The following is a 21,040-nucleotide window of genomic DNA, read 5'->3' as shown; positions in this document are numbered from 1 at the left end:
GCCATGAGAAAACCCGGCAAAAATGAGGGTCCGGAGGAGCGCGGCGCGCTGATTGATGCGCTACTCGAGCTGAAAAACGCCGAGGAGATGGACCGGTTTCTGACCGATCTGTGCACACCCGGCGAGATCCAGACCTTGTCCGAGCGCTGGCGCGTCGCGCGCCTGCTCAATGAAGGCGATTACACCTACCGGCAGATCTCCGAACAGACGGGCGCGTCCACCGCCACGGTGACGCGGGTGGCCCGTTTCCTCTCCCAGGAAGCGGCGCAGGGCTATCGGCTTGTGCTGGACAGACAAAAGAAAAAACAAAATGCCTGATGATCGATTGAAGCTGGCGGTGCAGTCCAAAGGACGGCTGTCGGATGGCGGAATGGACTTACTGAAACAGGCCGGGGTGCGCTTTGCCTATGGCCGCGATCAACTGCACCGGCGCGCAGAAAACCTTCCGCTGGATCTGATGCTGGTAAGGGATGATGACATCCCTAGCTTTGTCGCGGGTGGTGCCTGTGATTACGGCATTGTGGGCGAGAATGTGCTCTATGAAATGCAAGCGCGGTCTGACCGTTATGCCAATCTGGAAGTCGCGCTGCCACTCGGCTTTGCGGGCTGCACGTTGAAGCTGGCTGCGCCCAAGGACGGATCGATAAAAACAATCGCTGATCTCGCCGGGAAAAGCGTGGCGACGTCCTATCCGGGACTGACCAAGCGCTATCTCGAGGATCGCGGCATTGCTGCCGAGATCGTTGAAATGCGTGGCTCGGTCGAAGTCGCGCCGCGCATGGGCATAGCCGATGCGATCTGTGATCTGGTCTCCTCCGGTGCCACGCTGGAAGCGAATGGCTTGGCTGCGTTTGAAACCGTTCTGGAAAGTCAGGCCGTGCTGGTCCGCCGGAAGGTATCCCGGTCACCGGATATCGATGAGGTGGCGGAAACCCTGATCGAGCGGATGGAAGGCGTAATCGCGTCGGCACAGACCAAGTATATCCTGCTGAATGCGCCCAGGGATAAATTGGCCGAGATCAAGGCTCTCTTGCCGGGCACGGATGCGCCGACCGTGGCGCAGATCGCGGATCGGGACGATGTGGTCGCTGTTCACGCCGTGTGCCGGGAACGCGTTTTCTGGGAGACGCTGGAAAAGCTGCGCGGGGCAGGCGCGCGCGCCATTCTGGTGCTCCCAATCGAAAAAATGATGGCGTGAGGCCGCGATGAAACGGGTTTTCTGGTCCAGCCTTGATGAGGCGGCGCGCCGTGATCTGTTCCGCGCGCCGGCGGAATCGGCCGCTGTGCGCAATGCCGCGATAGAGATTGTGGAATCCGTGCGGCGCGATGGCAGCTCCGCGGTATTTGAATATGCGCGGCGGCTGGATGGCTTCACCGGCGAAGATTTCCGCGTTCCGGCTGACGAGATCGCGGCGGCTCGTGAGGCCATGGGCGAGGCTGATCTCGCTGCCATTGAGGCCGCCATAAACGCCGTGCGCCAGTTTCATGCGCCGCAAGGGCTCGTCGAGTATTCCCAGGAGACCTGGCCGGGCATCACCTGTTCGCGCCGGACCGATCCTATCGCCTCTGCCGGACTTTATGTACCGGCAGGCTCCGCGCCGCTGGTTTCGACCCTGATCATGCTGGCCGTGCCCGCGCAGATGGCCGGCGTGCCGAGTATTGCCGTCACCATTCCGCCAGGGCCGGACGGTAAGGTGAATACTACCGTGCTGGCCGCCGCGAGCGTAATGGGCCTCGATCAGGTCTTTACCGTCGGCGGTGCACAGGCCATTGCGGCCCTGGCTTTTGGCGAAGCCGGATTGCCGCGCGTCGCCAAAATTTTCGGTCCCGGCAATGCCTGGGTCGCTGCGGCCAAATCCTATGTCTCCACCCTTCCGGGCGGACCGGCGATTGACCTGCCGGCAGGTCCTAGCGAGGTCATGGTGATTGCCGATACCACGGCTGATCCGGCTTTTGTTGCTGCGGATTTGCTGGCTCAGGCCGAGCATGACCCACTCGCAAAAGTCTCGCTGGTTTCCGTGGATGCGGATGGCAAAGCCATCTCCGACGATGTCGAGCGTCAGCTGGCTGCGTTGCCGCGGAAGGACATCGCCGCGGCAGCCATGCAGAATGCCGAGTGCATCGAAGCGCGCTCCCGGCAGGAGGCGATCGAGATCGCCCAATATGGCGCGCCCGAACACTTGATCATCCAAACCCAACGGGCCGGCGAGCTGGCTGAACGGATTACCACCGCCGGGGCGATCTTCCTTGGCCCCTGGACGCCGGAATCCATGGGCGATTATGCCGCTGGCCCTAATCATACCCTGCCCACCGGTGGGGCGGGCCGGGCCTGCTCGGGTGTCACGGTGGAGTCCTTCCAGCGTACGACGACCCTCATTGAGGCGACCCGCAAAGGTGCGGAAGCCATCGCGCCGACCGTTGAGCGCCTGGCGCAACTCGAAGGGCTGGCCGCCCATAAGGAGGCAATGGCGTTCCGCCGCCGGGCAGGTGGGGCATGACATTCGACGATCTCTCCCTCGACAGGACGGGGCTGGCCCGGACGGCGCTGTTGGAAAAGCTGCGCTCGCGCTATGCTGCCCGTCATCAGATTAACGCTGCCGAGGTAGTGTTTCTGCCCAGTTCGGAGGTCCTTTCTTTGCTGGACCGCACAGATCTGAAATCGGACCGGTTCGGTCCGGTCGAAGCGCCGATCACGGCCGTATTTACTTCGGTAAACGATCCAATCCGGGCCTGGGAATCTACTTTGGGTGATGGCTTGATCGAAACGGGTCTCCAGCAAATAAGCGCAATATCGAAATCACAAAAAACTAATGAAAATATAGCCCTAAAGACAAAACAAAAAGCACTACTTGAGGCGTTTAGCGGTTGGCCTGAGGTGGCAAAGGCAGCGGTGTCCCACAATAAACTTACGTTAGAACTGGAAGATTCCGCCGGTTTCGCTGCGCGTCTTTCCGGACTTGGTATTCAGCTGTCTTTTGAAGGCTATCGCGCGGAAATGCCGGTCGTTTCGGCAACTGATATTGGCGAATTGCTGGACCGTTTGGGGGCCGTACCGGCCCGTTCGGCCCAAGTGAGACGCACCACCAAGGAAACCGATATTTTCGTCGCGCTCTCCCTCGAAGCCGAGTCACCCATCTCAATCGATACGGGTATCGAGTACTTCGATCACATGCTGGAACAGATCGCCAAGCACGGTGGATTTTCCCTGGAGATTGCTTGTGAAGGCGACACCGGCGTGGATGCCCACCACACGATTGAAGATGTCGCGCTCGCCTTTGGTGAAGCTCTGGCCAAGGCTCTGGGCGACCGGCGGGGCATTGGCCGCTTTGGCTTTGAGTTGCCCATGGACGAAACTCGGGCCGGGGTGTGGATTGATCTTTCGGGCCGGCCGTTCGCGAAATTCTCCGGCGACATTCCCGGTGAGCGCGTGGGAGAGTTCCCGGTCGAGATGACCCCGCACGTCTTCCGGTCCATCGCGGATAGTTTGAAAGCGGCCATCCACGTTGATGTCTCCGGCGAGAACGCTCACCACATGATCGAAGCATGCTTCAAGGCCTTCGGCCGGGCGCTGCGCCAGGCTGTAAAGATCGAAGGCGATGCCATCCCCTCGACAAAAGGTGTGCTGTGACTGTCGCACTGATTGATACGGGCTGTGCCAATATTTTCTCCGTTCAGGCCGCTCTGGACCGGATGGGTGTGGGCCACACTCTAGCTGCCATGCCCGGTGAAGCGGATAAGTCGGAGCGGCTGATCCTGCCCGGCGTGGGCGCTGCGGGGCCAGCAATGGCGCGCTTGAATGCGTCGGGCTGGGCAGACGCTCTTCATACCGAGACGCGGCCATTGATGGGCATCTGTCTGGGTATGCAGCTTCTGTTCGAGCGCTCGGCAGAGGGCGATGTCGAAACGCTTGGCCTAATCCCCGGTGAAGTGAAGGTCATGCAGGCGCCCTCTGACGGTGTGTTGCCGCATATGGGCTGGAACCAGCTGGCAATTGATCGTGAGGACCCATTGCTGAGCGGTATTGAGCCGGGTGCTTACGTCTATTTCGTTCACGGGTATGCCGCCCCGGTCGGGGAGCATACGCTCGCCAGCTGCGACTATGGCGGAAATTTTTCGGCAACGATCCGGTCCGGCAATGTGATGGGTTGTCAATTCCATCCGGAACGCTCCGCGGTACCGGGCGCGCAAATCCTCAAGAACTTTCTGGAGTTGACGGCATGATTCTCTATCCAGCGATTGATCTTCTGGACGGCCGCGTGGTGCGCCTCACCAAGGGCGATTTTAGTGCAGTCACTGATTATGGCGACGATCCGGTTGCGGTGGCTGAGAGCTATGCGGCGCTTGGGGCCCAGTGGCTGCATGTCGTCGATCTCTCCGGTGCTCGTGACGGTACGCGCCGGCAAACGGCGACGATTAGCGATCTGGCAAATTGCGGACTTAAAGTGCAGGTCGGCGGCGGTATTCGCAAGGCGGTCGACATCGATGCGCTGATCAATGCCGGAGCCAGCCGGGTCATAGTTGGCAGTCTGGCGGTAACCGCGCCGGAACAGGTCGCCTCCTGGATTTCCCGATATGGCCCAGAGAAGATTGTCGCCGCCTTCGACGTGCGCATTGAAGACGGTGAGATCTGGCCGACGACATCCGGATGGACGCAATCGGGAGCTGAACCACTTGCGGGGTTACTCGAACATTATGCGGGTTCCGGTCTTCGGCATGCGCTCGTCACCGATGTGGCGAAAGATGGCGCGTTGGAGGGGCCCAATGTTTATCTCTATAGCAATCTGACGGCCTTGCGACCCGACATTGCCTGGCAGGCGTCCGGCGGTGTTGCTGCACTATCTGACTTGTCAGCTCTGGCAAAGGTAGGTGCGTCTGGCGCGATTATCGGCAAGGCGCTTTATGAGGGGCGTTTCACGTTAGCGGAGGCAATGGCGTGCTTGCCAAGCGGATAATCCCTTGCCTCGACGTGCGCCATGGCCGCGTGGTGAAGGGGGTGCGCTTCCGCAATCACGAGGACGTGGGAGATATCGTTGAGCTTGCGGCCCGTTATGCCCGGGAGGGCGCGGACGAGCTGGTCTTCTACGACATCACGGCCAGTCCGGAAGCCCGTTCTGTTGAACCGGAGTGGGTGAAGCGTGTAGCGCGTGAGCTTGATATCCCTTTCTGCGTAGCTGGCGGGATTCGCGGTGTCGATGATGCCCGTGCGCGGTTATTTGCGGGAGCTGACAAGGTGTCGGTTAATTCGCCGGCGCTGGCTGATCCGTCTTTAATCAATCGCCTTGCAGCGGAGTTTGGCCGCCAGTGCATCGTTGTTGGCTTAGATAGCCGCGAGATTGATGGGGAATGGCGGGTGCATTCGAATACGGGTGATCCCGACAAGACTAAAACCGAAGCGCGCCAGACTCTGGACTGGATTGCCGAGGTGATAGATCGCGGGGCGGGCGAAATCGTCTTGAATTGCATGGATCAGGACGGGGTGCGGCAGGGATATGATGTCGAACAGCTTATGGCGGCACGGGCCGTTTGCACCGTCCCGTTGATCGCGTCCGGTGGGGCGGGTCGTGTGGAAGATTTCGCGCGTGTTTTCGACGAGGCGAAAGTTGATGGCGCGCTGGCCGCCAGCGTGTTCCACAAGCAAGTCATCGCCATTCCGGAATTGAAAACTTTTCTGGCGGACAAGGGGATCGAGGTGCGGCCATGATTGATGTGCGAGCGATTGACTTTGAGAAGGGCGGGGGGCTCGTCCCGGCGATCATTCAACACGTCCGTACCGGTCAGGTTTTAATGCTCGGATATATGAATGCCGAAGCAGTTGAAAGAACGATTCGGGATAATCTCGTAACCTTCTATAGCCGCAGCAAAAACCGGCTTTGGACGAAAGGTGAAACCAGCGGCAATCATCTGCAACTGGACTCAATCCAGATTGATTGCGACCGGGACACGATTCTGGTGAAAGCGCACCCGCAGGGGCCGGTTTGTCATCTGGGTGAACCCACCTGTTTTGCCGAAGATGTCCCGCCACCGCTTTCTTTCCTGGCGCAGCTGGAACTCATTATCGATCAACGCCGCGAAGCCGATCCCGATGAAAGCTATGTAGCGGGCTTGCTCGCCAAGCCGATCAGCAAAATCGCCCAGAAGGTTGGCGAGGAAGGGGTAGAAACCGCTCTGGCGGCGGTGGGTGAAGATAACGAAGACCTCAAGAATGAGGCAGCTGATTTGGTGTTTCACCTCCAGCTCATGCTCCGCGCGCGCGGTTTGTCCTTAGGCGATGTCGTTGAAACGCTTGCGGGGCGGCATCGCTAGGTCAGCAATCTTGTCATGACCTCGTTATAGCGCTGAACCACCCGCTCGCGGATAACATGGCGTCCGTCCCTCACAATATGCCGCCCCGCTGACCAGACGTCAGAGATACAAGAGCCGCCACCAGCGAAGATCCAGCCGTCCAGCAAGGCATCACCGGCTTTGCCGGCGAGGCTGGGATGGTTGCGATCAATAGCCATAAGATCGGCGAAATTTCCCGAAACGATAGCGCCGGAATCCCTGTCCAAAGCCTGAGCACCACCATAAAGCGCGTTTTCATACAGGCTGCGCCCGGTCGAACCGCCGGGCACGGTCAGCAGCGTTCTTTTTTGGTGCGTAAGGCGCTGTCCCCATTCATAGAGGCGCAGTTCCTCGGCAGCATCGGTGCGCACATGACTGTCGGTGCCAATACCCCATCGACCTCTCAAGCTCTGCCATTGCACCCCGTTAAACGCGCCATCGCCCAGATCCGCTTCTGTTGTCGGGCAAATTCCGGCGACGGCATTCGTATCTGAGAGCGCTCTTGTCTCCGCTTCGGTCATATGTGTGGCGTGAACCAAGCACCATTTTTCATTCACATTGGCATGGTCTAGAAGCCATTCGACCGGGCGCTGCCCCGACCAGTTGAGGCAGTCGCTGACTTCCTTTTGTTGTTCGGCGATATGAATATGAAAAGGTCCCTCAGGAGCGCCATTCAGCAAAGTTTCCAGATCTTCCGGCGTGACGGCCCGCAGTGAATGCGGCGCAAGGCCTAACACATCGTCAGATCGATCAAGGTGGCGTTTGCAAGCATCACGAAGCTTAAGCAGGACGTTTGCCCTATTGGAAAAGCGCGTTTGCGCTTCTGTTATTGGCGCACCGCCAAAGCCACTGCGGACATAGGCGACAGGCAGCAGGGTAAGGCCAAGCCCGGTTTCATTTGCCGCGGCTGCAATTCTGCCAGCCATTTCGGCGACATCGTTATAGGGCCGGCCATCGGGCTGATGATGGAGATAGTGAAACTCCGCGACCGCCGCAAAACCGCTTTCGGCCAGTTCTGCATAGAGCAGGGCGGCGATGGCATTGACTTCGTCAGGGCCGAGTTTTGGCAGGAAGGCATACATCGTTTCCCGCCAGCTCCAGAAATCATCATTGCCGGTTCCACGCACCTGGGTGAGCCCCGCCAAGGCGCGCTGAAATGCGTGCGAGTGCAGATTGCACAAGGCCGGGAGCAAGACACCATAGCGCTCGGCATCGCTTGCCGGTGGCGTATCGGCCTGAACAGACTTGATCCGGCCTTTGGCGTCGATCGAAATCTGGACGTCATTCATCCAGCCCTCAGGGAGCAGGGCAGATGCTGCGTAAAGCTTGCGCATCAGGGCAATCCTCTGACAAGACAATATCCAGTGTAAGGATTCTCGGCGGCTTGGGGAGATCGCCATGCGGGTCGATCGCGTTTTTACCAAGGCAAGGCTGGCCACCATGGCCGGAAATACGCCCTATGGCGTCATCGATGATGGGGCCATTGCGATCCGCGACGGGCGGATTGTCTGGATTGGCGATGCGTCCGATGCGCCGGATTGCGACGACGTCGAGGCACTTGAAGGACGCTGGGTGACACCGGCTCTGGTCGATTGTCATACGCACATCGTCTTTGCCGGGGACCGCTCCAACGAGTTCGAAAAACGGCTGGCCGGTGTAAGTTATGAAACGATCGCCCGCGAAGGCGGAGGTATTGTTTCGACGGTTAAAGCCGTGAGGGCAGCCGGGGCGGCAGATCTGGCAGCAAGTGCGCTTTCTCGCCTTGATCCGTTGATTCAAGAAGGTCTAGGAACTATTGAAATTAAAACGGGTTATGGATTAAACTTCGAGTCTGAACTTAATATGCTAAAGGCAATCCGCAGTCTGGGTTTGGTGACCGGTTTGCGGGTTCAGTCCACGCTTTTGGCGGCCCATGCTATTCCACCGGAATATGCTGGAAAAGCCGATGCCTATATTGACGATGTTTGCATTCCGTTGGTGCGGGAGGCCGCTCGCGAAGGGCTGGCAGATGCGGTAGATGCCTATTGCGAAGGGATAGCGTTTTCTCCTGAACAAACCCGGCGCGTCTTTGATGCCGCAAAAGAGGCGGGGCTGGCGATCAAGCTTCATGCCGATCAGCTAAGTGATCTCGGTGGCGCCTCGCTGGCGGCAGACTATGGCGCGCTCAGCGCCGACCACCTGGAATATACTACGAAAGCTGGCATCGTGGATATGTCGCGGTCCGGAACCGTGGCCGTTCTTTTACCGGGTGCCTTTTACATGCTCAATGAAACGCGGAAGCCACCGGTTGAGGCCATGCGCAAAGCCGGGGTCCCGATGGCAGTGGCCACGGATGCTAATCCCGGCACGTCGCCTATCCTGTCGCTGCTAACCTCAGCGAATATGGCCTGCACCCTGTTTGGACTGACGGTGGAAGAAGCCTTGGCTGGGATAACGCGGGAAGGGGCACGGGCGCTGGGTTTTCAAAATGAAATCGGAACGCTGGAGGTCGGCAAACGCTGTGACCTGGCTGTTTGGGATGTCGACCATCTGCCGCAACTCATCCAATGGGTCGGGGCCCGGCCGCTGCATGGCCGCGTGCTTTCGGGGGAGTGGGCATGAGTGTCAGTCTGAAACCCGGCGCGATGGCGCTGACGGATTGGTGCAGCATCTATCGCGGTACATCCGTTGAGGTCGATCGTGGCTGTAAGGGCGGCGTGGAGCGCGCCGCTCAGGCGGTTGCGGAGTTGGTCGCTTCAGGACGAGCGGTTTACGGCGTGAATACGGGGTTTGGAAAACTGGCGCAGAGCCGCATCGCCGATGCCGAACTCGCCGAGCTTCAAAAACGTCTGGTTCTCTCGCATGCCGCCGGGGTGGGAGAGCCCATGCCGCCTGCGATCGCGCGGCTGATGATCGCCCTGAAAATCGCCTCGCTTGGCCGAGGGGTTTCAGGCGTACGCTGGCAAGTCATCGAAACGCTGGAAGCGTTGATCCAGCGCGATTGCATTCCGTTGATCCCGTGCCAGGGCTCGGTTGGGGCATCTGGCGATCTTGCGCCACTGGCACAGCTGGCGGCGGTTCTGATTGGCGTCGGCGAGGTCTGGTTTGAAGGCGAGCAAATGCCCGCCGAGAAGGGCTTGAAGAAAGCTGGTCTGAAACCGCTGGAACTAGGCCCCAAAGAAGGGCTCGCGCTGTTGAATGGCACTCAGTTCTCGACCGCTTATGCGCTGGCGGGGTTGTTTGAAGCGGAGCGCGCTTTCCAGTCGGCTCTGGTGACCGGTGCGATGAGTGTCGATGCCGCCAAGGGCTCGCTCGCGCCCTTTGATCCACGCATTCATGAGTGCCGCGGACATCAAGGGCAGATGGATGCGGCAGCGGCCTATCTCGACCTGTTGACCGAAAGTGAAATACCGGCCTCTCATATTGATTGCGCCAAGGTGCAGGACCCGTATTGCCTGCGCTGTCAGCCCCAGGTGATGGGCGCGGCGCTGGGTGTATTGCGGCAAGCCGCAGCAACGCTGGCGACCGAAGCCAATGCGGTCACAGACAATCCGTTGATTTTCCCGGACGGGCCGGACGCAATTTCCGGCGGGAATTTCCATGCCGAACCAGTGGCGTTTGCCGCCGATATGATTGCGATGGCGGTTTGCGAGATCGGTTCCTTATCTGAGCGTCGTCAGGCCATGCTGGTTGACCCGGTTCTGTCCGGCTTGCCAGCTTTCCTGTCGCCTGCACCGGGGCTGAATTCCGGTTTCATGATCCCGCAGGTCACTGCGGCAGCTCTGGTATCCGAGAACAAGCAGCGCGCCATGCCAGCCAGCGTGGATTCCATTCCGACCTCGGCAAATCAGGAAGACCATGTTTCGATGGCCGCGCATGGTGCCCGGCGCTTGATGGCGATGACGGGCAATCTCCATGGCATAATCGCGCTGGAATGGATGACAGCAGCCCAAGCGCTCGATTTCCACGCGCCGCTGAAATCTTCGGAGAGCATTGAAGCCGCCAAAACATTGCTCCGCGCGGACGTTCCCATGCTGGAAGATGACCGGTATTTCGCACCGGACATCAAAACCGCGACGGATCTCGTGCGTGATGGTGCGCTATCTGGTATTGCCGACCTGCCGGGCTTTGCCTGATGCCAGATCTGTTCGTGCTTTCTGAGGGCACTAGCCCGCTGCTGATCAATTTCCCGCATTCTGGCACGATGCTGCCGGATGACATAGCCGCGCGCATGACGCCGGTGGCGCGTCAGCTGCCGGATACGGACTGGCATGTCGATCAGCTCTACAGTTTTGCAGCTGGCCACGGCGCGACGACCCTGAAAGCGACACTTTCCCGTTATGTGATTGACCTCAATCGCGATCCGGGCGGGCAGTCGCTCTATCCGGGGCAGGCGACGACGGGGCTGGTGCCGACCGAATTGTTCGACGGGCCTCCGGTCTATAAAAAGAACCCGCCAGATTCCGAAGACATCAAAACGCGCCGCGAGAGCTATTTCGATCCCTACCACGCGGAACTGAGTGCCCAGATCGCACGCATCAAGGCACTGCATGGCTACTGCGTCCTCTATGATGCGCACTCGATTGCCTCGAATGTGCCCCGCCTGTTTGAAGGCGAATTACCCGTGCTGAATCTGGGCACGAATTCCGGCCAGTCCTGTGCGCCGGAGATCGAACAGGCGGCCTCAAAAGCCATGACGGGCCAGAATGCCTACAAAGCGGTCTCAAACGGCCGCTTCAAGGGCGGATGGATCACTCGCCATTACGGCCAACCCGATCACGGCGTTCATGCCCTCCAGATGGAGCTGGCCCAACGCGCCTACATGGATGAAGCCACGGGCCAATACGACAAAGCGAGGGCGGCCCGGCTTCAACCCGTTCTTTCCGGTATTCTAACCGCAGCGCTTGACGCTGCGGATAACTTGCACAGGGAGCCCGTCTGATGGCGTCCAACCGACTTGATAATGCCCGCACCATCCGCGCGAAGACCGGTCCTGAGCTGGACGCCAAATCCTGGCTGACCGAAGCGCCTTTGCGTATGCTGATGAATAATCTCGACCCCGATGTGGCGGAAAAGCCGGAAGAACTGGTCGTCTATGGCGGCATTGGCCGGGCGGCGCGCGATTGGGAAGCGTTCGACCGGATTGTCTCGACGTTGAAGCGCATGGAGGCGGATGAAACTCTTCTGGTGCAGTCCGGCAAGCCGGTGGGCGTGTTCCAGACACATGCCGATGCGCCGCGCGTGTTGATCGCGAACTCCAATCTGGTCCCGGCCTGGGCCAATTGGGAGCATTTCCGCGAGCTCGATCGCAAGGGCCTTATGATGTACGGCCAGATGACAGCCGGTTCGTGGATTTATATCGGCTCTCAGGGCATCGTTCAGGGCACGTATGAAACGTTTGCCGAGCTGGGTCGCCAGCATTTTGGCGGCGATCTGACCGGCAAGTGGATCCTGACAGGTGGTTTGGGCGGTATGGGCGGGGCCCAGCCCCTGGCGGCGACCATGGCCGGGGCGTCCATGCTGGCGGTGGAGTGCCAGCCCTCGCGCATCGATATGCGCCTTCGCACGCGCTATCTCGATGAACGCGCCGATACGCTGGATGAGGCGCTGGCCATCATCGAGACCGCACATTCCGAAGGGCGGGCGGTCTCTGTGGGTCTGCTGGGTAATGCGGCAGAGATCTTTCCGGAAATGGTAAAGCGCGGCATCAAGCCGGATGCGGTGACGGATCAGACCTCGGCGCATGATCCGGTAAATGGTTATCTGCCCGCCGGTTGGTCGTTGGAAGAATGGTTTGAAAAGCGCGAAAGCGATCCGGAGGCGGTGTCGGCAGCCGCGAAAAAGTCGATGGCCGATCAGGTGCGCGCCATGCTGGCGTTTTGGGAGCAGGGCATTCCGGTCCTCGATTATGGCAATAATATCCGCCAGATGGCGCAGGATGTTGGTGTTGAGAATGCGTTCGATTTTCCCGGATTTGTGCCCGCGTATATCCGCCCGTTGTTTTGCCGGGGGATCGGGCCGTTTCGCTGGGCGGCGCTGTCGGGTGATCCGGAAGACATCTATAAAACCGATGCCAAGGTGAAGGAGCTGATCCCCGATGATAAACATCTTCACAACTGGCTGGACATGGCGAAGGAGCGCATCGCCTTTCAGGGCCTGCCTGCGCGCATTTGCTGGGTCGGGCTGGGTCAGCGGCATCGTCTGGGCCTGGCGTTCAATGAGATGGTGGCGTCGGGCGAATTGTCCGCGCCGGTCGTGATTGGCCGGGATCATCTGGATTCCGGCTCTGTGGCGTCGCCCAACCGTGAAACCGAAGCGATGAGCGATGGATCGGATGCGGTCGCCGACTGGCCGCTCCTCAATGCGCTTTTGAACACGGCGTCCGGGGCGACCTGGGTGTCGCTGCATCATGGTGGCGGCGTGGGCATGGGCTATTCCCTGCATTCCGGTCAGGTCATCTGTTGTGATGGTACGCCGGAAGCCGCCAAACGCATCGAGCGCGTGCTCTGGAATGATCCCGGCACCGGCGTGATGCGTCATGCCGATGCGGGCTATGACATCGCAAAAGACTGTGCCCGCGAGCAGGGGTTGGATTTGCCGAGTCTGTAAGGGGTTCTGCACCAACACCCCCGCCGGTGTTCACCGCGAGGTTTGAGATAGAAGAAGCAGCGCGCGAGAGGGATCTCGCAAGCCGTATATCTAAGTTGTAGTGGGGTGGCTTATGAGGCCTCCCGCGCGGGATGTCTTATCGCCTGTCCGGGACGGCTTAGGGTATGGCTTCAACCAGCCCGCCGAACCGCATGGGTCACGATGCTTTGTGCCCAACTGATGGACGGTTTCTCCAGAGTCACTGCCCGTGGTTTTCTAGCCGGGCTCGTCTGAAGACCTGTTCCATCCTCATGTCCTGCAAGGGTGTCCCGTACGCCTCCGTTCATCCGGAGACGACGCGCGCCCAGGCGCTCTTTCATGGACACGGTTCGTTACACCGCCCCCACTCGAGGCATCCCCCTCTCACCCAGATCTACAGACGGCCTGCAGCCCGCTGCTCCATAAGGCGTGAGGTGAGGGCATTATGGCGGAGGTTTGGAGGGCGGGGATAAGTTTGGCTTATCCACGTCATCGTCCGGCTTGACCGAACGATCTCGTCATAGAGACCCTCCGATCAAGTCGGAGGGTGACGAGTAAATACTTACCTCATGCCGAGGTGACTGCGAAGAATAGCCTCAAAAAACGCAGGACCTAAGCATACCCATCCATCAGTTCTTTGAGTTTTCCAGAACCCGGGCAGAGCTTTGAATGGTCAATCGCGTTGAGCGGCACATCAGGCAGATGGTTCATCTCGCCCATTTCAGGCCGGTTTTCATCGATGTAGATGAGGCCGGTCGGGATCTCTGATCCCTCCAGATTCTTCAAAAGATCAAAGGCCGCATCGCGATCGCGCGGATCATGGTTTTTATCTGTTTTGCGGAGGACAACATCACCGCCATTGTGCATGGGAATGGTGATGGCTTCGCCATCGCCATACTCCGCCGTGATTTCCTGTTCTTCAGGAACAAAATCGGCATGGATAACCGGGTGATAATATTTGTAGGTATGAGCGTAGGATTTGGTCGAGCCGGCATGGTCGTTGAAGGTGACGCAAGGACTGACCACATCAATAAGGGCAAAGCCCTTGTGCATCAGGCCCGCCTTGATGAGCGGAACCAGCTGGGTCTTATCGCCTGAAAAGCTGCGCGCGACGAAAGTTGCGCCCAGGGTGAGGGCGGTGCGAACCGGATCAATCGGGGTCTGTTCGTTCACTTCGCCATATTTGGCACGTGATCCGACATCGGCAGAGGCCGAAAACTGACCCTTTGTGAGGCCATAAACGCCATTATTCTCGATGACGTAAAGCATGTTCAGATTGCGTCGGATGGCATGAGCGAACTGTCCCATTCCGATGGAGAGCGAGTCTCCATCGCCTGACACGCCGATATAATGCAGGTCCGGGTTTACGGCGGCGGCCCCCGTCGCGACCGATGGCATACGTCCGTGCACGGTATTGATGCCGCTTGACTGGCCCAGGAAGTAAGCGGTTGTCTTTGATGAACAGCCAATGCCGGAAATCTTGGCGGCGCGGTGTGGCTCCAGATCCAGCTCATGGAACGCTCTTACAAATGCGGCTGTGATGGAATCATGACCGCAACCAGCGCACAGCGTGGACGCGACACCTTCGTAGTCTCGTTGGGTCAGGCCCTGCTTATTCTTTGGCAGGTGTTTGTCGACGAGCGGTTTTGTGATGGACGCCATATCTCTAGCTCTCAGCCTGGCAGTGTTCGGTGATCATGTTCACGACGCGATCGACATCGGTGGGCATGCCGGAATAATCGAGGATCGGGATCAGCTTTTCCTTGGGGGCGTCAGTTTCGTTGATCAGAAGCTGGCGCAGCTGGCCATCGCGGTTCTGTTCCACCACAAAGACCTGATCATACGCCTCCATGAAGGCTTCGACCTGTGAATGGAAGGGAAAGGCTTTCACACGCAGATAGTCAAAATCGAGCCCGTTTTCGGCCATCTGGTGAACGGCTTCAGCAATGGCTGCTGCACACCCGCCAACCGTCAGAATAGCGCGGCTTGTTTCCTTGCCGCATTTATTGATGACCGGCGGAGGAAGGTGATCAGCGGCATTCTTCCATTTTTGAAGAATCCGGTCGAGAACCTCCTGATAAGCTCCTGAATCTTCAGTGTATCCGCCAAATTTGTTGTGACCCGACCCGCGCGTGAAATACGCCCCCTTCGGGTGTTCGCCCGGAATGGTGCGATAGGGAATACCATCCCCATCCACATCCAGATAGCGGTGGAATTTCTCGACTTTTTCCAGGTCTTCTGCGTTCAGAATTTTGCCGCGATCAGGTTGGCGGCGATCCTCCCATTCAAAGCGTGGCACCATCCACTCATTCATGCCGATATCAAGATCGGACAGAACAAAAACAGGCGTCTGAAAGCGTTCGGCGATATCAAAGGCATCGGCTGATAATTCGAAACACTCTTTTGGATCCGCGGGGAACAGAACGATGTGCTTGGTGTCGCCATGGCTGGCATAGGCCGCCAGCAGAATATCGCCCTGCTGGGTCCGCGTGGGCATGCCGGTCGAAGGGCCAACACGCTGAATATCGAAGAAGACCGACGGGACTTCGGCGTAATAGGCAAAACCGATAAACTCGCTCATCAGCGAGATGCCAGGCCCGGAAGTCGGCGTGAAGGCGCGCGCGCCATTCCAGCTGGCGCCGATGACCATGCCGGCGGCCGACAACTCATCTTCAGCCTGGATGATGCAGTAATTGTTCTTGCCGGTTTCCTCGTCCACGCGCAGCTTCTGGCAATGCGCCTTGAAGCCGTCCATCAGAGAGGTGGACGGTGTAATGGGATACCAGGCCCCGAATGTGGCTCCGGCATAGACACAGCCCAGCGCTGCCGCGTCATTGCCTTCGATCAGGATGCAGTCCTTGGTCTCATCCATCGGCTCAAAGCGGAGCGGCAGGGGATCATAATGCTCGCGGATATAGTCGAAGCCCAGCATCAATGCCTTCATGTTCGGCGCGATCAGCTTGGGTTTGGCCTTGAAGGTTTCTTCCACCAGGCCGCGAATGGCGGCCATATCCAGGCCTGTCAGTGCGGCGATCGCGCCGACATAGGCCATGTTTTTCATCAGGACGCGGGTACGCGCATTCGAAAACTCGCTATTGGTCATCCGGGCAAGCGGAACACCGATCACGGTAATGTCTTCGCGGCCATAAAATTTCGGGCGCGGCCAGGTGGAATCGTAAAGCAGTGTGCCGCCTGGCGAGACCGATTTCAGGTCCTGCTCATAGCTTTCCAGATTCATGGCGACCATCAGATCGACGTCGCTGCGGCGGGCGGTCCAGCCATCCCTGGATACCCGGATTTCATACCAGGTCGGCAATCCCTGAATGTTAGACGGAAACAGGTTCTTCCCGGTAACGGGGATGCCCATCCGGAAGATGGACTTCATCAACAAGCCATTGGCCGAGGCCGAGCCTGTGCCGTTCACATTGCCGATCTTGATGACGAAGTCATTGACCTTTACCTCGGTTGAATTCGAGGCGTCGGCTTTGGCTTGCACATTCATTCCGCGGCTCTCCGGCTGGCGGCTGCGGCAAGCTCGTCGTCGGCATGCGGCAGGAAGATGGTGGATTTCTGCATATCCCAGGCCCCTGTGGGGCAGCGCTCGGCGCACAGGCCGCAATGCAGGCAAAGGTCTTCGTCTTTCAGCATCACGCGGCTGGTGTTCGGCAGGTCTTCGGAGACCCATAGCGCCTGATCAAGGTTTTCAGCCGGTGCTGACAAGCGTGTCCGCAGATCGGCTTCTTCCCCATTAGGCGCGATGGTCAGGCAATTAACCGGGCAGATGTCGATGCAGGCGTCACACTCGGTACAAGCGGGCGCCGTGAACACCGTCTGGATATCGCAATTCAGGCAGCGTTCCACCTCGGTCTTGATCTCTTCGGGCGTAAAGCCGAGCTCGACCTCAATATCGAGGGATTTAAAGCGCTCTTCCAGATCAACTTCCGGCATTTCGCGCCGGTGGAGAGGATCATAATCATTGGAATAGGACCATTCATTCGGTCCCATTTTCACAGTTTCCAGATTGAGCCCGCGTGGCAACCGCTCGGTAATGTCCTCGTCCTGGCAATGCTTGTGAATGGAGATGGCGGCTTGATGGCCATGTTCCACGGCCCAGATGATGTTCAGCGGGCCAAAGGCGGCATCCCCGCCAAAGAATACGCCCTTACGTGTGGATTCGTGGGTCGTCTTGTCGACAATCGGCGTTTCCCACTTGTCGAATTCAATGCCGATATCGCGCTCTATCCAGGGAAAAGCATTGTCCTGTCCGATGGCAAGGATGACATCATCGCAAGGGAGAGTGGTCTCACCCGTGACGCGCTGACCGGTGATCTTCCCGCTCTCGTCGAGATCATATTCCATGACCTCGAACGTCATGCCCGTCAGCTTGCCGTTTTCGATAACGAAGGCTTTGGGCGAATGGTTCACCACGATTTCGACGCGCTCATGCTCGGCGTCTTTCAACTCCCAGGGCGAGGCCTTGAAGAACTGACGTGGCTTGCGCGCAATGACCTTCACATCTTTGGATCCAAGGCGAAGCGAGGTGCGGCAGCAATCCATGGCGGTATTGCCAACGCCGATGATCAGGACGCGCTTGCCGATGGTGTCCGTATGGTCGAAAGCGACCTCTTCCAGCCACTGGATGCCGATATGGATGTTGTCTGACGCTTCTTCGCGTCCAGGAATGTTCAGATCCTTGCCCTTGGGTGCGCCGGAACCGACGAAGACGGCATGATAGCCTTCCTCCATCAGATCCTTCATGGACTCGATGCGATGACCGGTCTTCAACGTGACGCCCATGTCGAGAATGTAGCCGATCTCGTCATCCAGCACTTTTTGCGGCAGGCGGAAGGACGGGATGTTGGCGATCATCAAACCGCCCGGCTTTTTGTGGGCTTCAAAGATGGTGCAGTCATAGCCCAGAGGCGCGAGATCATTCGCCACCGTTAGAGAGGCGGGACCTGCACCGATCAGCGCGACTTTCTTGCCATTTGCGGCTTCCGGTCTGGGGATGAGGTGGGAAACCTCACTGCGGTGATCGGCGGCCACGCGCTTTAACCGGCAGATTGCGACCGGTTCGTCTTCCACCCGCGTGCGGCGGCAGGCCGGTTCGCATGGGCGGTCGCAAACGCGTCCGAGAATGCCCGGAAACACGTTTGAACGGCGATTGACCATATAGGCTTCGGTGTAACGGCCCTGTGCGATCAAGCGGATATAGTCAGGCACAGGCGTGTGTGCGGGGCAGGCCCACTGGCAATCCACAACCTTGTGAAAATAATCCGGATCGAGGGTATCGGTCGGCTTCATGCCCATCGAATATCCAGAGCCGGTCAGACGGCTCCGTTCCCTTCCAACTTACGCTAATCGCAAGCTAAACCCGGATTTGATCCGCATGCCAAGGAAAACCGGCACTATTTCGCACCTGCAATATGGTTTTTGTCGCATCTTGCGTGGATTGAAAGCAGTGCCGGGCGCGTTTATGTCTCGCGCCACACCCCAGGGAGCCCTTTGATATGACTGACGCCTTTTATTCGCATCTCGCCGATACGCTGCAACAGATCGAGGCCGATGGGCTTTATAAACGCGAGCGGGTGATCACTACGCCGCAGTTTTCCGAGATCAATGTCGAGCGCAATGGCAAGACCGATCATGTCATAAATTTCTGCGCCAATAATTATCTGGGTCTCGCGGATAATCAGGAACTGATCCACGCCGCCAAGGATGCCCTTGATGATTATGGCTTTGGCGTTGCCTCTGTCCGCTTCATCTGCGGCACGCAGACGGTTCACAGAGAACTGGAAAAGGCGATTGCCAACTTCACCGGTCAGGAAGACGCCATCCTTTATGCGGCGGCGTTTGACGCGAATGGCGGTGTGTTCGAGCCGCTGCTGGAAGCCGAAGATGCCATCATTTCCGATGCGTTGAACCATGCCTCCATCATTGATGGCGTGCGCCTGTGTAAGGCCAAGCGCTTCCGCTATGCCAATTCGGACATGGAGGATCTGGAGACCCAGCTGAAAGCCGCTGAGGCCGCCGGCGCGCGTCATAAGCTGATCGTAACGGACGGCGTGTTTTCCATGGATGGCTATATCGCGGATCTGAAATCCATTTGCGATCTGGCGGACAAGTATGGCGCGCTGGTGATGGTGGATGACTGCCATGCGCATGGCTTTATGGGCGCCAAAGGCCGGGGCACGCCGGAGCATTGCGGCGTGATGGGCCGGGTCGACATCATTACCGGCACGCTGGGCAAGGCGCTGGGCGGGGCGATGGGCGGCTTTACCGCGGCGCGCAAGGAGATCATTGATCTCTTACGTCAGCGCTCACGGCCTTACCTGTTCTCCAATTCCCTCGCACCGTCGATTGCCGGGGCCTCGCTGAAAGCGCTGGAACTGGTGGAAAACGGCGATGATCTGCGCGCGCAGCTGTTTGCCAATGCCAAGCAATTCCGCACGGGTATGACCAAGGCCGGGTTCGAACTGTTGCCGGGTGAACATCCGATCATTCCGGTCATGCTGGGCGATGCCGCGTTGAGCCAGAAAATGGCGGACCGGCTGATGGAGGAGGGCGTTTATGTGATCGGCTTCTTCTATCCCGTCGTGCCCAAGGGCAAGGCGCGCATCCGCACCCAGATGAGCGCGGCGCATTCACCGGATCAGATCCACCGGGCGGTTGAGGCGTTTACGAAGGTCGGGAAGGAATTGGGGGTGGTCTAAACCCCCATGACATTCCGGTCATAATCCTGTACCAATTCGCTTACATCTTCGCCGTGGGAAGCGAATCTGCATCTGTTTGACTGCTGGGGGGCATCAAAGCGGCAAGTGACTTGCCGAGGAGGTTTTGATGTCTGAACCGTCAACCGACAGCGCAGCAGACTCTGCGCCATCATCCCCGCCCGCCAGCAGCGCGCGTCCGTCTGACGAGATGCTGCCCTTCCTGAATAATTTCCACGACATCTTCACCACAATCGGTGTGCTGATTCTGCTCGGCGGCCTGGGCGTCGGCGCGGGCACCGTTATGAGCGGGTTGGAGATCGAAGAGGGCAGCTTGCGCTGGCAAATGGCGCTGATGGGCCTGATTGGCGGCATCGCTATTGTCACCTGGCTTTTGTCCGCCGTGCTGGTGGGCCGGCAAAGGCGTATTTTGCCGGGTATCTTTCTGTGCGGGGCGTTTACGGTTTCGGTCACCATCGTTTTGGTATGGGCCTATGCACAATTCCTGCAGCACGGGCTGAATATCGGCGAGGGCACGTTTGAGGGCCGGTTCGGCTTTGCCGATGACATGGAATTCAATCGCGACACGGTCAATCTGGTGCTGGCGGAGGTTCCGATCGCGCTGCGGATCCTTCCGATTGTCGCCGGACTGGCCGCTCTGGTGCCGGTCGCCATGTTTTATTTCAGCTTCCGCCTGCCGTTTGCCGGTGGATTGATGGGTGTTGGGCTAGCGACCCTGGCGGCGCTGACCCTGTTTACGATCGATCCCTACACGGCGGGCATGTACGCACCGGCCCTGAATGTCGCCATCGGGGCCGCGCTCTTGCTGGCGGGGATCGTATTTGATGCCCGTGATCCGCAACGCACAACGCGGCTTTCGGGTACAGCGTTCTGGCTTCACTTCTTTGCTGCGCCGATCCTGTTATCGGCGGTGTTGAATGTGGTGCAAATCGGCTGGACTTTTGATGAGGCCGACTTTGCCAATCCGGAAGCCATCAACCTGTTGGCGGCTATGGGCTCGGATGGCGGCAATGCCACCCAGCTGGCCGTCACCGCGCTGGTCGTGATTGCGATCTTTGCGCTCGTCTCCCTGTTGATCAATCGACGGGCCCTGATCGTCTCGGGTTTGCTGACAGCGGGTATCTCGATTGCCGTGATCGTTAATCAGGCCGGGTTGGAAACGCCGACCGTCGTCGCGATTACCTTGTTGTCGCTGGGCGCGGTGGTGGTCCTTCTGGGCGCGGCCTGGAACCCTGTGCGCAGCATCTTGCTGGCGCCTGTACCCTCTGAGGGTCCGCTGGCGCGGGTCTTCCCGCCGGTCAGCCACGTCGAAGGTTAGTCACAACGTCATCCCGGGCAGGCTCTGGCCTGTTCCGGGACCCATGCCGTGAATGATGACGTTC

Annotated in this window: 18 protein-coding genes; 14 read left to right on the top strand and 4 right to left on the bottom strand. The window is 58.8% G+C overall.

What is annotated here, in order from left to right; genetic code table 11:
* The first annotated feature begins 3 nt into the window (after positions 1-3).
* The 8 genes from ACO079_RS03565 to hisIE are packed head-to-tail and all read left to right on the top strand — an operon-like array spanning position 4 to position 6,303.
* Positions 4-318 (top strand): YerC/YecD family TrpR-related protein, encoded by a 315-nt coding sequence (locus ACO079_RS03565; protein ID WP_421791840.1) that lies wholly within the window; start codon positions 4-6, stop codon positions 316-318.
* Positions 311-1,198, top strand: coding sequence for an ATP phosphoribosyltransferase (gene hisG, locus ACO079_RS03560; protein ID WP_421791838.1), 888 nt, complete (start codon positions 311-313; stop codon positions 1,196-1,198). Before ACO079_RS03565 ends, hisG begins: the two co-directional genes overlap by 8 nt.
* Positions 1,199-1,205: 7 nt before the next feature.
* Positions 1,206-2,498 carry a histidinol dehydrogenase gene (gene hisD / locus ACO079_RS03555; RefSeq protein ID WP_421791836.1) on the top strand — a complete coding sequence of 431 codons (1,293 nt, stop codon included), beginning with the start codon at positions 1,206-1,208 and terminating at the stop codon, positions 2,496-2,498.
* The gene (hisB, locus tag ACO079_RS03550) at positions 2,495-3,628 is read left to right on the top strand and encodes an imidazoleglycerol-phosphate dehydratase HisB (protein WP_421791835.1); all 1,134 of its coding nucleotides are present in this window, start codon (positions 2,495-2,497) and stop codon (positions 3,626-3,628) included. The genes hisD and hisB overlap by 4 nt, the downstream gene beginning before the upstream one ends.
* Positions 3,625-4,221, top strand: coding sequence for an imidazole glycerol phosphate synthase subunit HisH (gene hisH / locus ACO079_RS03545; RefSeq protein ID WP_421791833.1), 597 nt, complete (start codon positions 3,625-3,627; stop codon positions 4,219-4,221). Before hisB ends, hisH begins: the two co-directional genes overlap by 4 nt.
* Entirely contained in the window at positions 4,218-4,952 is a 735-nt protein-coding gene (locus ACO079_RS03540; RefSeq protein ID WP_421791831.1) for a HisA/HisF-related TIM barrel protein, read from the top strand. The genes hisH and ACO079_RS03540 overlap by 4 nt, the downstream gene beginning before the upstream one ends.
* Positions 4,934-5,701, top strand: a complete 768-nt coding sequence (gene hisF, locus ACO079_RS03535) for an imidazole glycerol phosphate synthase subunit HisF (protein WP_421791829.1) — start codon at positions 4,934-4,936, stop codon at positions 5,699-5,701. The genes ACO079_RS03540 and hisF overlap by 19 nt, the downstream gene beginning before the upstream one ends.
* Positions 5,698-6,303, top strand: a complete 606-nt coding sequence (hisIE, locus tag ACO079_RS03530) for a bifunctional phosphoribosyl-AMP cyclohydrolase/phosphoribosyl-ATP diphosphatase HisIE (protein WP_421791828.1) — start codon at positions 5,698-5,700, stop codon at positions 6,301-6,303. The genes hisF and hisIE overlap by 4 nt, the downstream gene beginning before the upstream one ends.
* Here hisIE and ACO079_RS03525 read toward each other — a convergent pair.
* Positions 6,300-7,655: a formimidoylglutamate deiminase gene (locus ACO079_RS03525; RefSeq protein ID WP_421791826.1), complete on the bottom strand. Its 1,356-nt coding sequence runs from the start codon at positions 7,653-7,655 to the stop codon at positions 6,300-6,302. The two genes, hisIE and ACO079_RS03525, sit on opposite strands and share 4 nt — an antisense overlap.
* Positions 7,656-7,719: 64 nt before the next feature.
* Between ACO079_RS03525 and hutI the strand changes: the two genes are divergently transcribed.
* Genes hutI through hutU form a run of 4 tightly spaced genes read left to right on the top strand, consistent with a single transcriptional unit; the run spans position 7,720 to position 12,909 of the window.
* Entirely contained in the window at positions 7,720-8,922 is a 1,203-nt protein-coding gene (gene hutI, locus ACO079_RS03520; protein WP_421791824.1) for an imidazolonepropionase, read from the top strand.
* A complete protein-coding gene (gene hutH, locus ACO079_RS03515) occupies positions 8,919-10,436 on the top strand; it encodes a histidine ammonia-lyase (protein ID WP_421791822.1) in 1,518 nt (505 codons plus the stop codon). Before hutI ends, hutH begins: the two co-directional genes overlap by 4 nt.
* The gene (hutG, locus tag ACO079_RS03510; protein WP_421791821.1) at positions 10,436-11,242 is read left to right on the top strand and encodes an N-formylglutamate deformylase; all 807 of its coding nucleotides are present in this window, start codon (positions 10,436-10,438) and stop codon (positions 11,240-11,242) included. The genes hutH and hutG overlap by 1 nt, the downstream gene beginning before the upstream one ends.
* The gene (gene hutU, locus ACO079_RS03505) at positions 11,242-12,909 is read left to right on the top strand and encodes a urocanate hydratase (protein WP_421791819.1); all 1,668 of its coding nucleotides are present in this window, start codon (positions 11,242-11,244) and stop codon (positions 12,907-12,909) included. The genes hutG and hutU overlap by 1 nt, the downstream gene beginning before the upstream one ends.
* Positions 12,910-13,539: 630 nt before the next feature.
* Here hutU and ACO079_RS03500 read toward each other — a convergent pair.
* From ACO079_RS03500 to ACO079_RS03490, 3 genes are read right to left on the bottom strand one after another with little or no spacing between them, the layout of a single operon-like run.
* Positions 13,540-14,589 (bottom strand): 2-oxoacid:ferredoxin oxidoreductase subunit beta, encoded by a 1,050-nt coding sequence (locus ACO079_RS03500; RefSeq protein WP_421791818.1) that lies wholly within the window; start codon positions 14,587-14,589, stop codon positions 13,540-13,542.
* Between the two features lie 4 nt (positions 14,590-14,593).
* Positions 14,594-16,429, bottom strand: coding sequence for a 2-oxoacid:acceptor oxidoreductase subunit alpha (locus tag ACO079_RS03495; RefSeq protein ID WP_421791816.1), 1,836 nt, complete (start codon positions 16,427-16,429; stop codon positions 14,594-14,596).
* Positions 16,426-18,231, bottom strand: coding sequence for an FAD-dependent oxidoreductase (locus ACO079_RS03490; RefSeq protein WP_421791814.1), 1,806 nt, complete (start codon positions 18,229-18,231; stop codon positions 16,426-16,428). The genes ACO079_RS03495 and ACO079_RS03490 overlap by 4 nt, the downstream gene beginning before the upstream one ends.
* 206 nt (positions 18,232-18,437) lie before the next feature.
* On the opposite strand from ACO079_RS03490, the gene ACO079_RS03485 reads away from it, so the two are divergent.
* Together ACO079_RS03485 and ACO079_RS03480 are read left to right on the top strand one after the other, a co-directional pair.
* Positions 18,438-19,640, top strand: coding sequence for a glycine C-acetyltransferase (locus tag ACO079_RS03485; RefSeq protein WP_421791812.1), 1,203 nt, complete (start codon positions 18,438-18,440; stop codon positions 19,638-19,640).
* 127 nt (positions 19,641-19,767) lie between these two features.
* Entirely contained in the window at positions 19,768-20,976 is a 1,209-nt protein-coding gene (locus ACO079_RS03480; RefSeq protein WP_421791811.1) for a hypothetical protein, read from the top strand.
* Positions 20,977-21,040: the final 64 nt, after the last annotated feature.

It is taken from the genome of Hyphobacterium sp., assembly GCF_965228115.1.
Classification (GTDB): Bacteria; Pseudomonadota; Alphaproteobacteria; order Caulobacterales; family Maricaulaceae; genus Hyphobacterium.
Note: the sequence above shows the minus strand (reverse complement) of the source record. Positions and strands in the feature narration are given on the sequence as shown.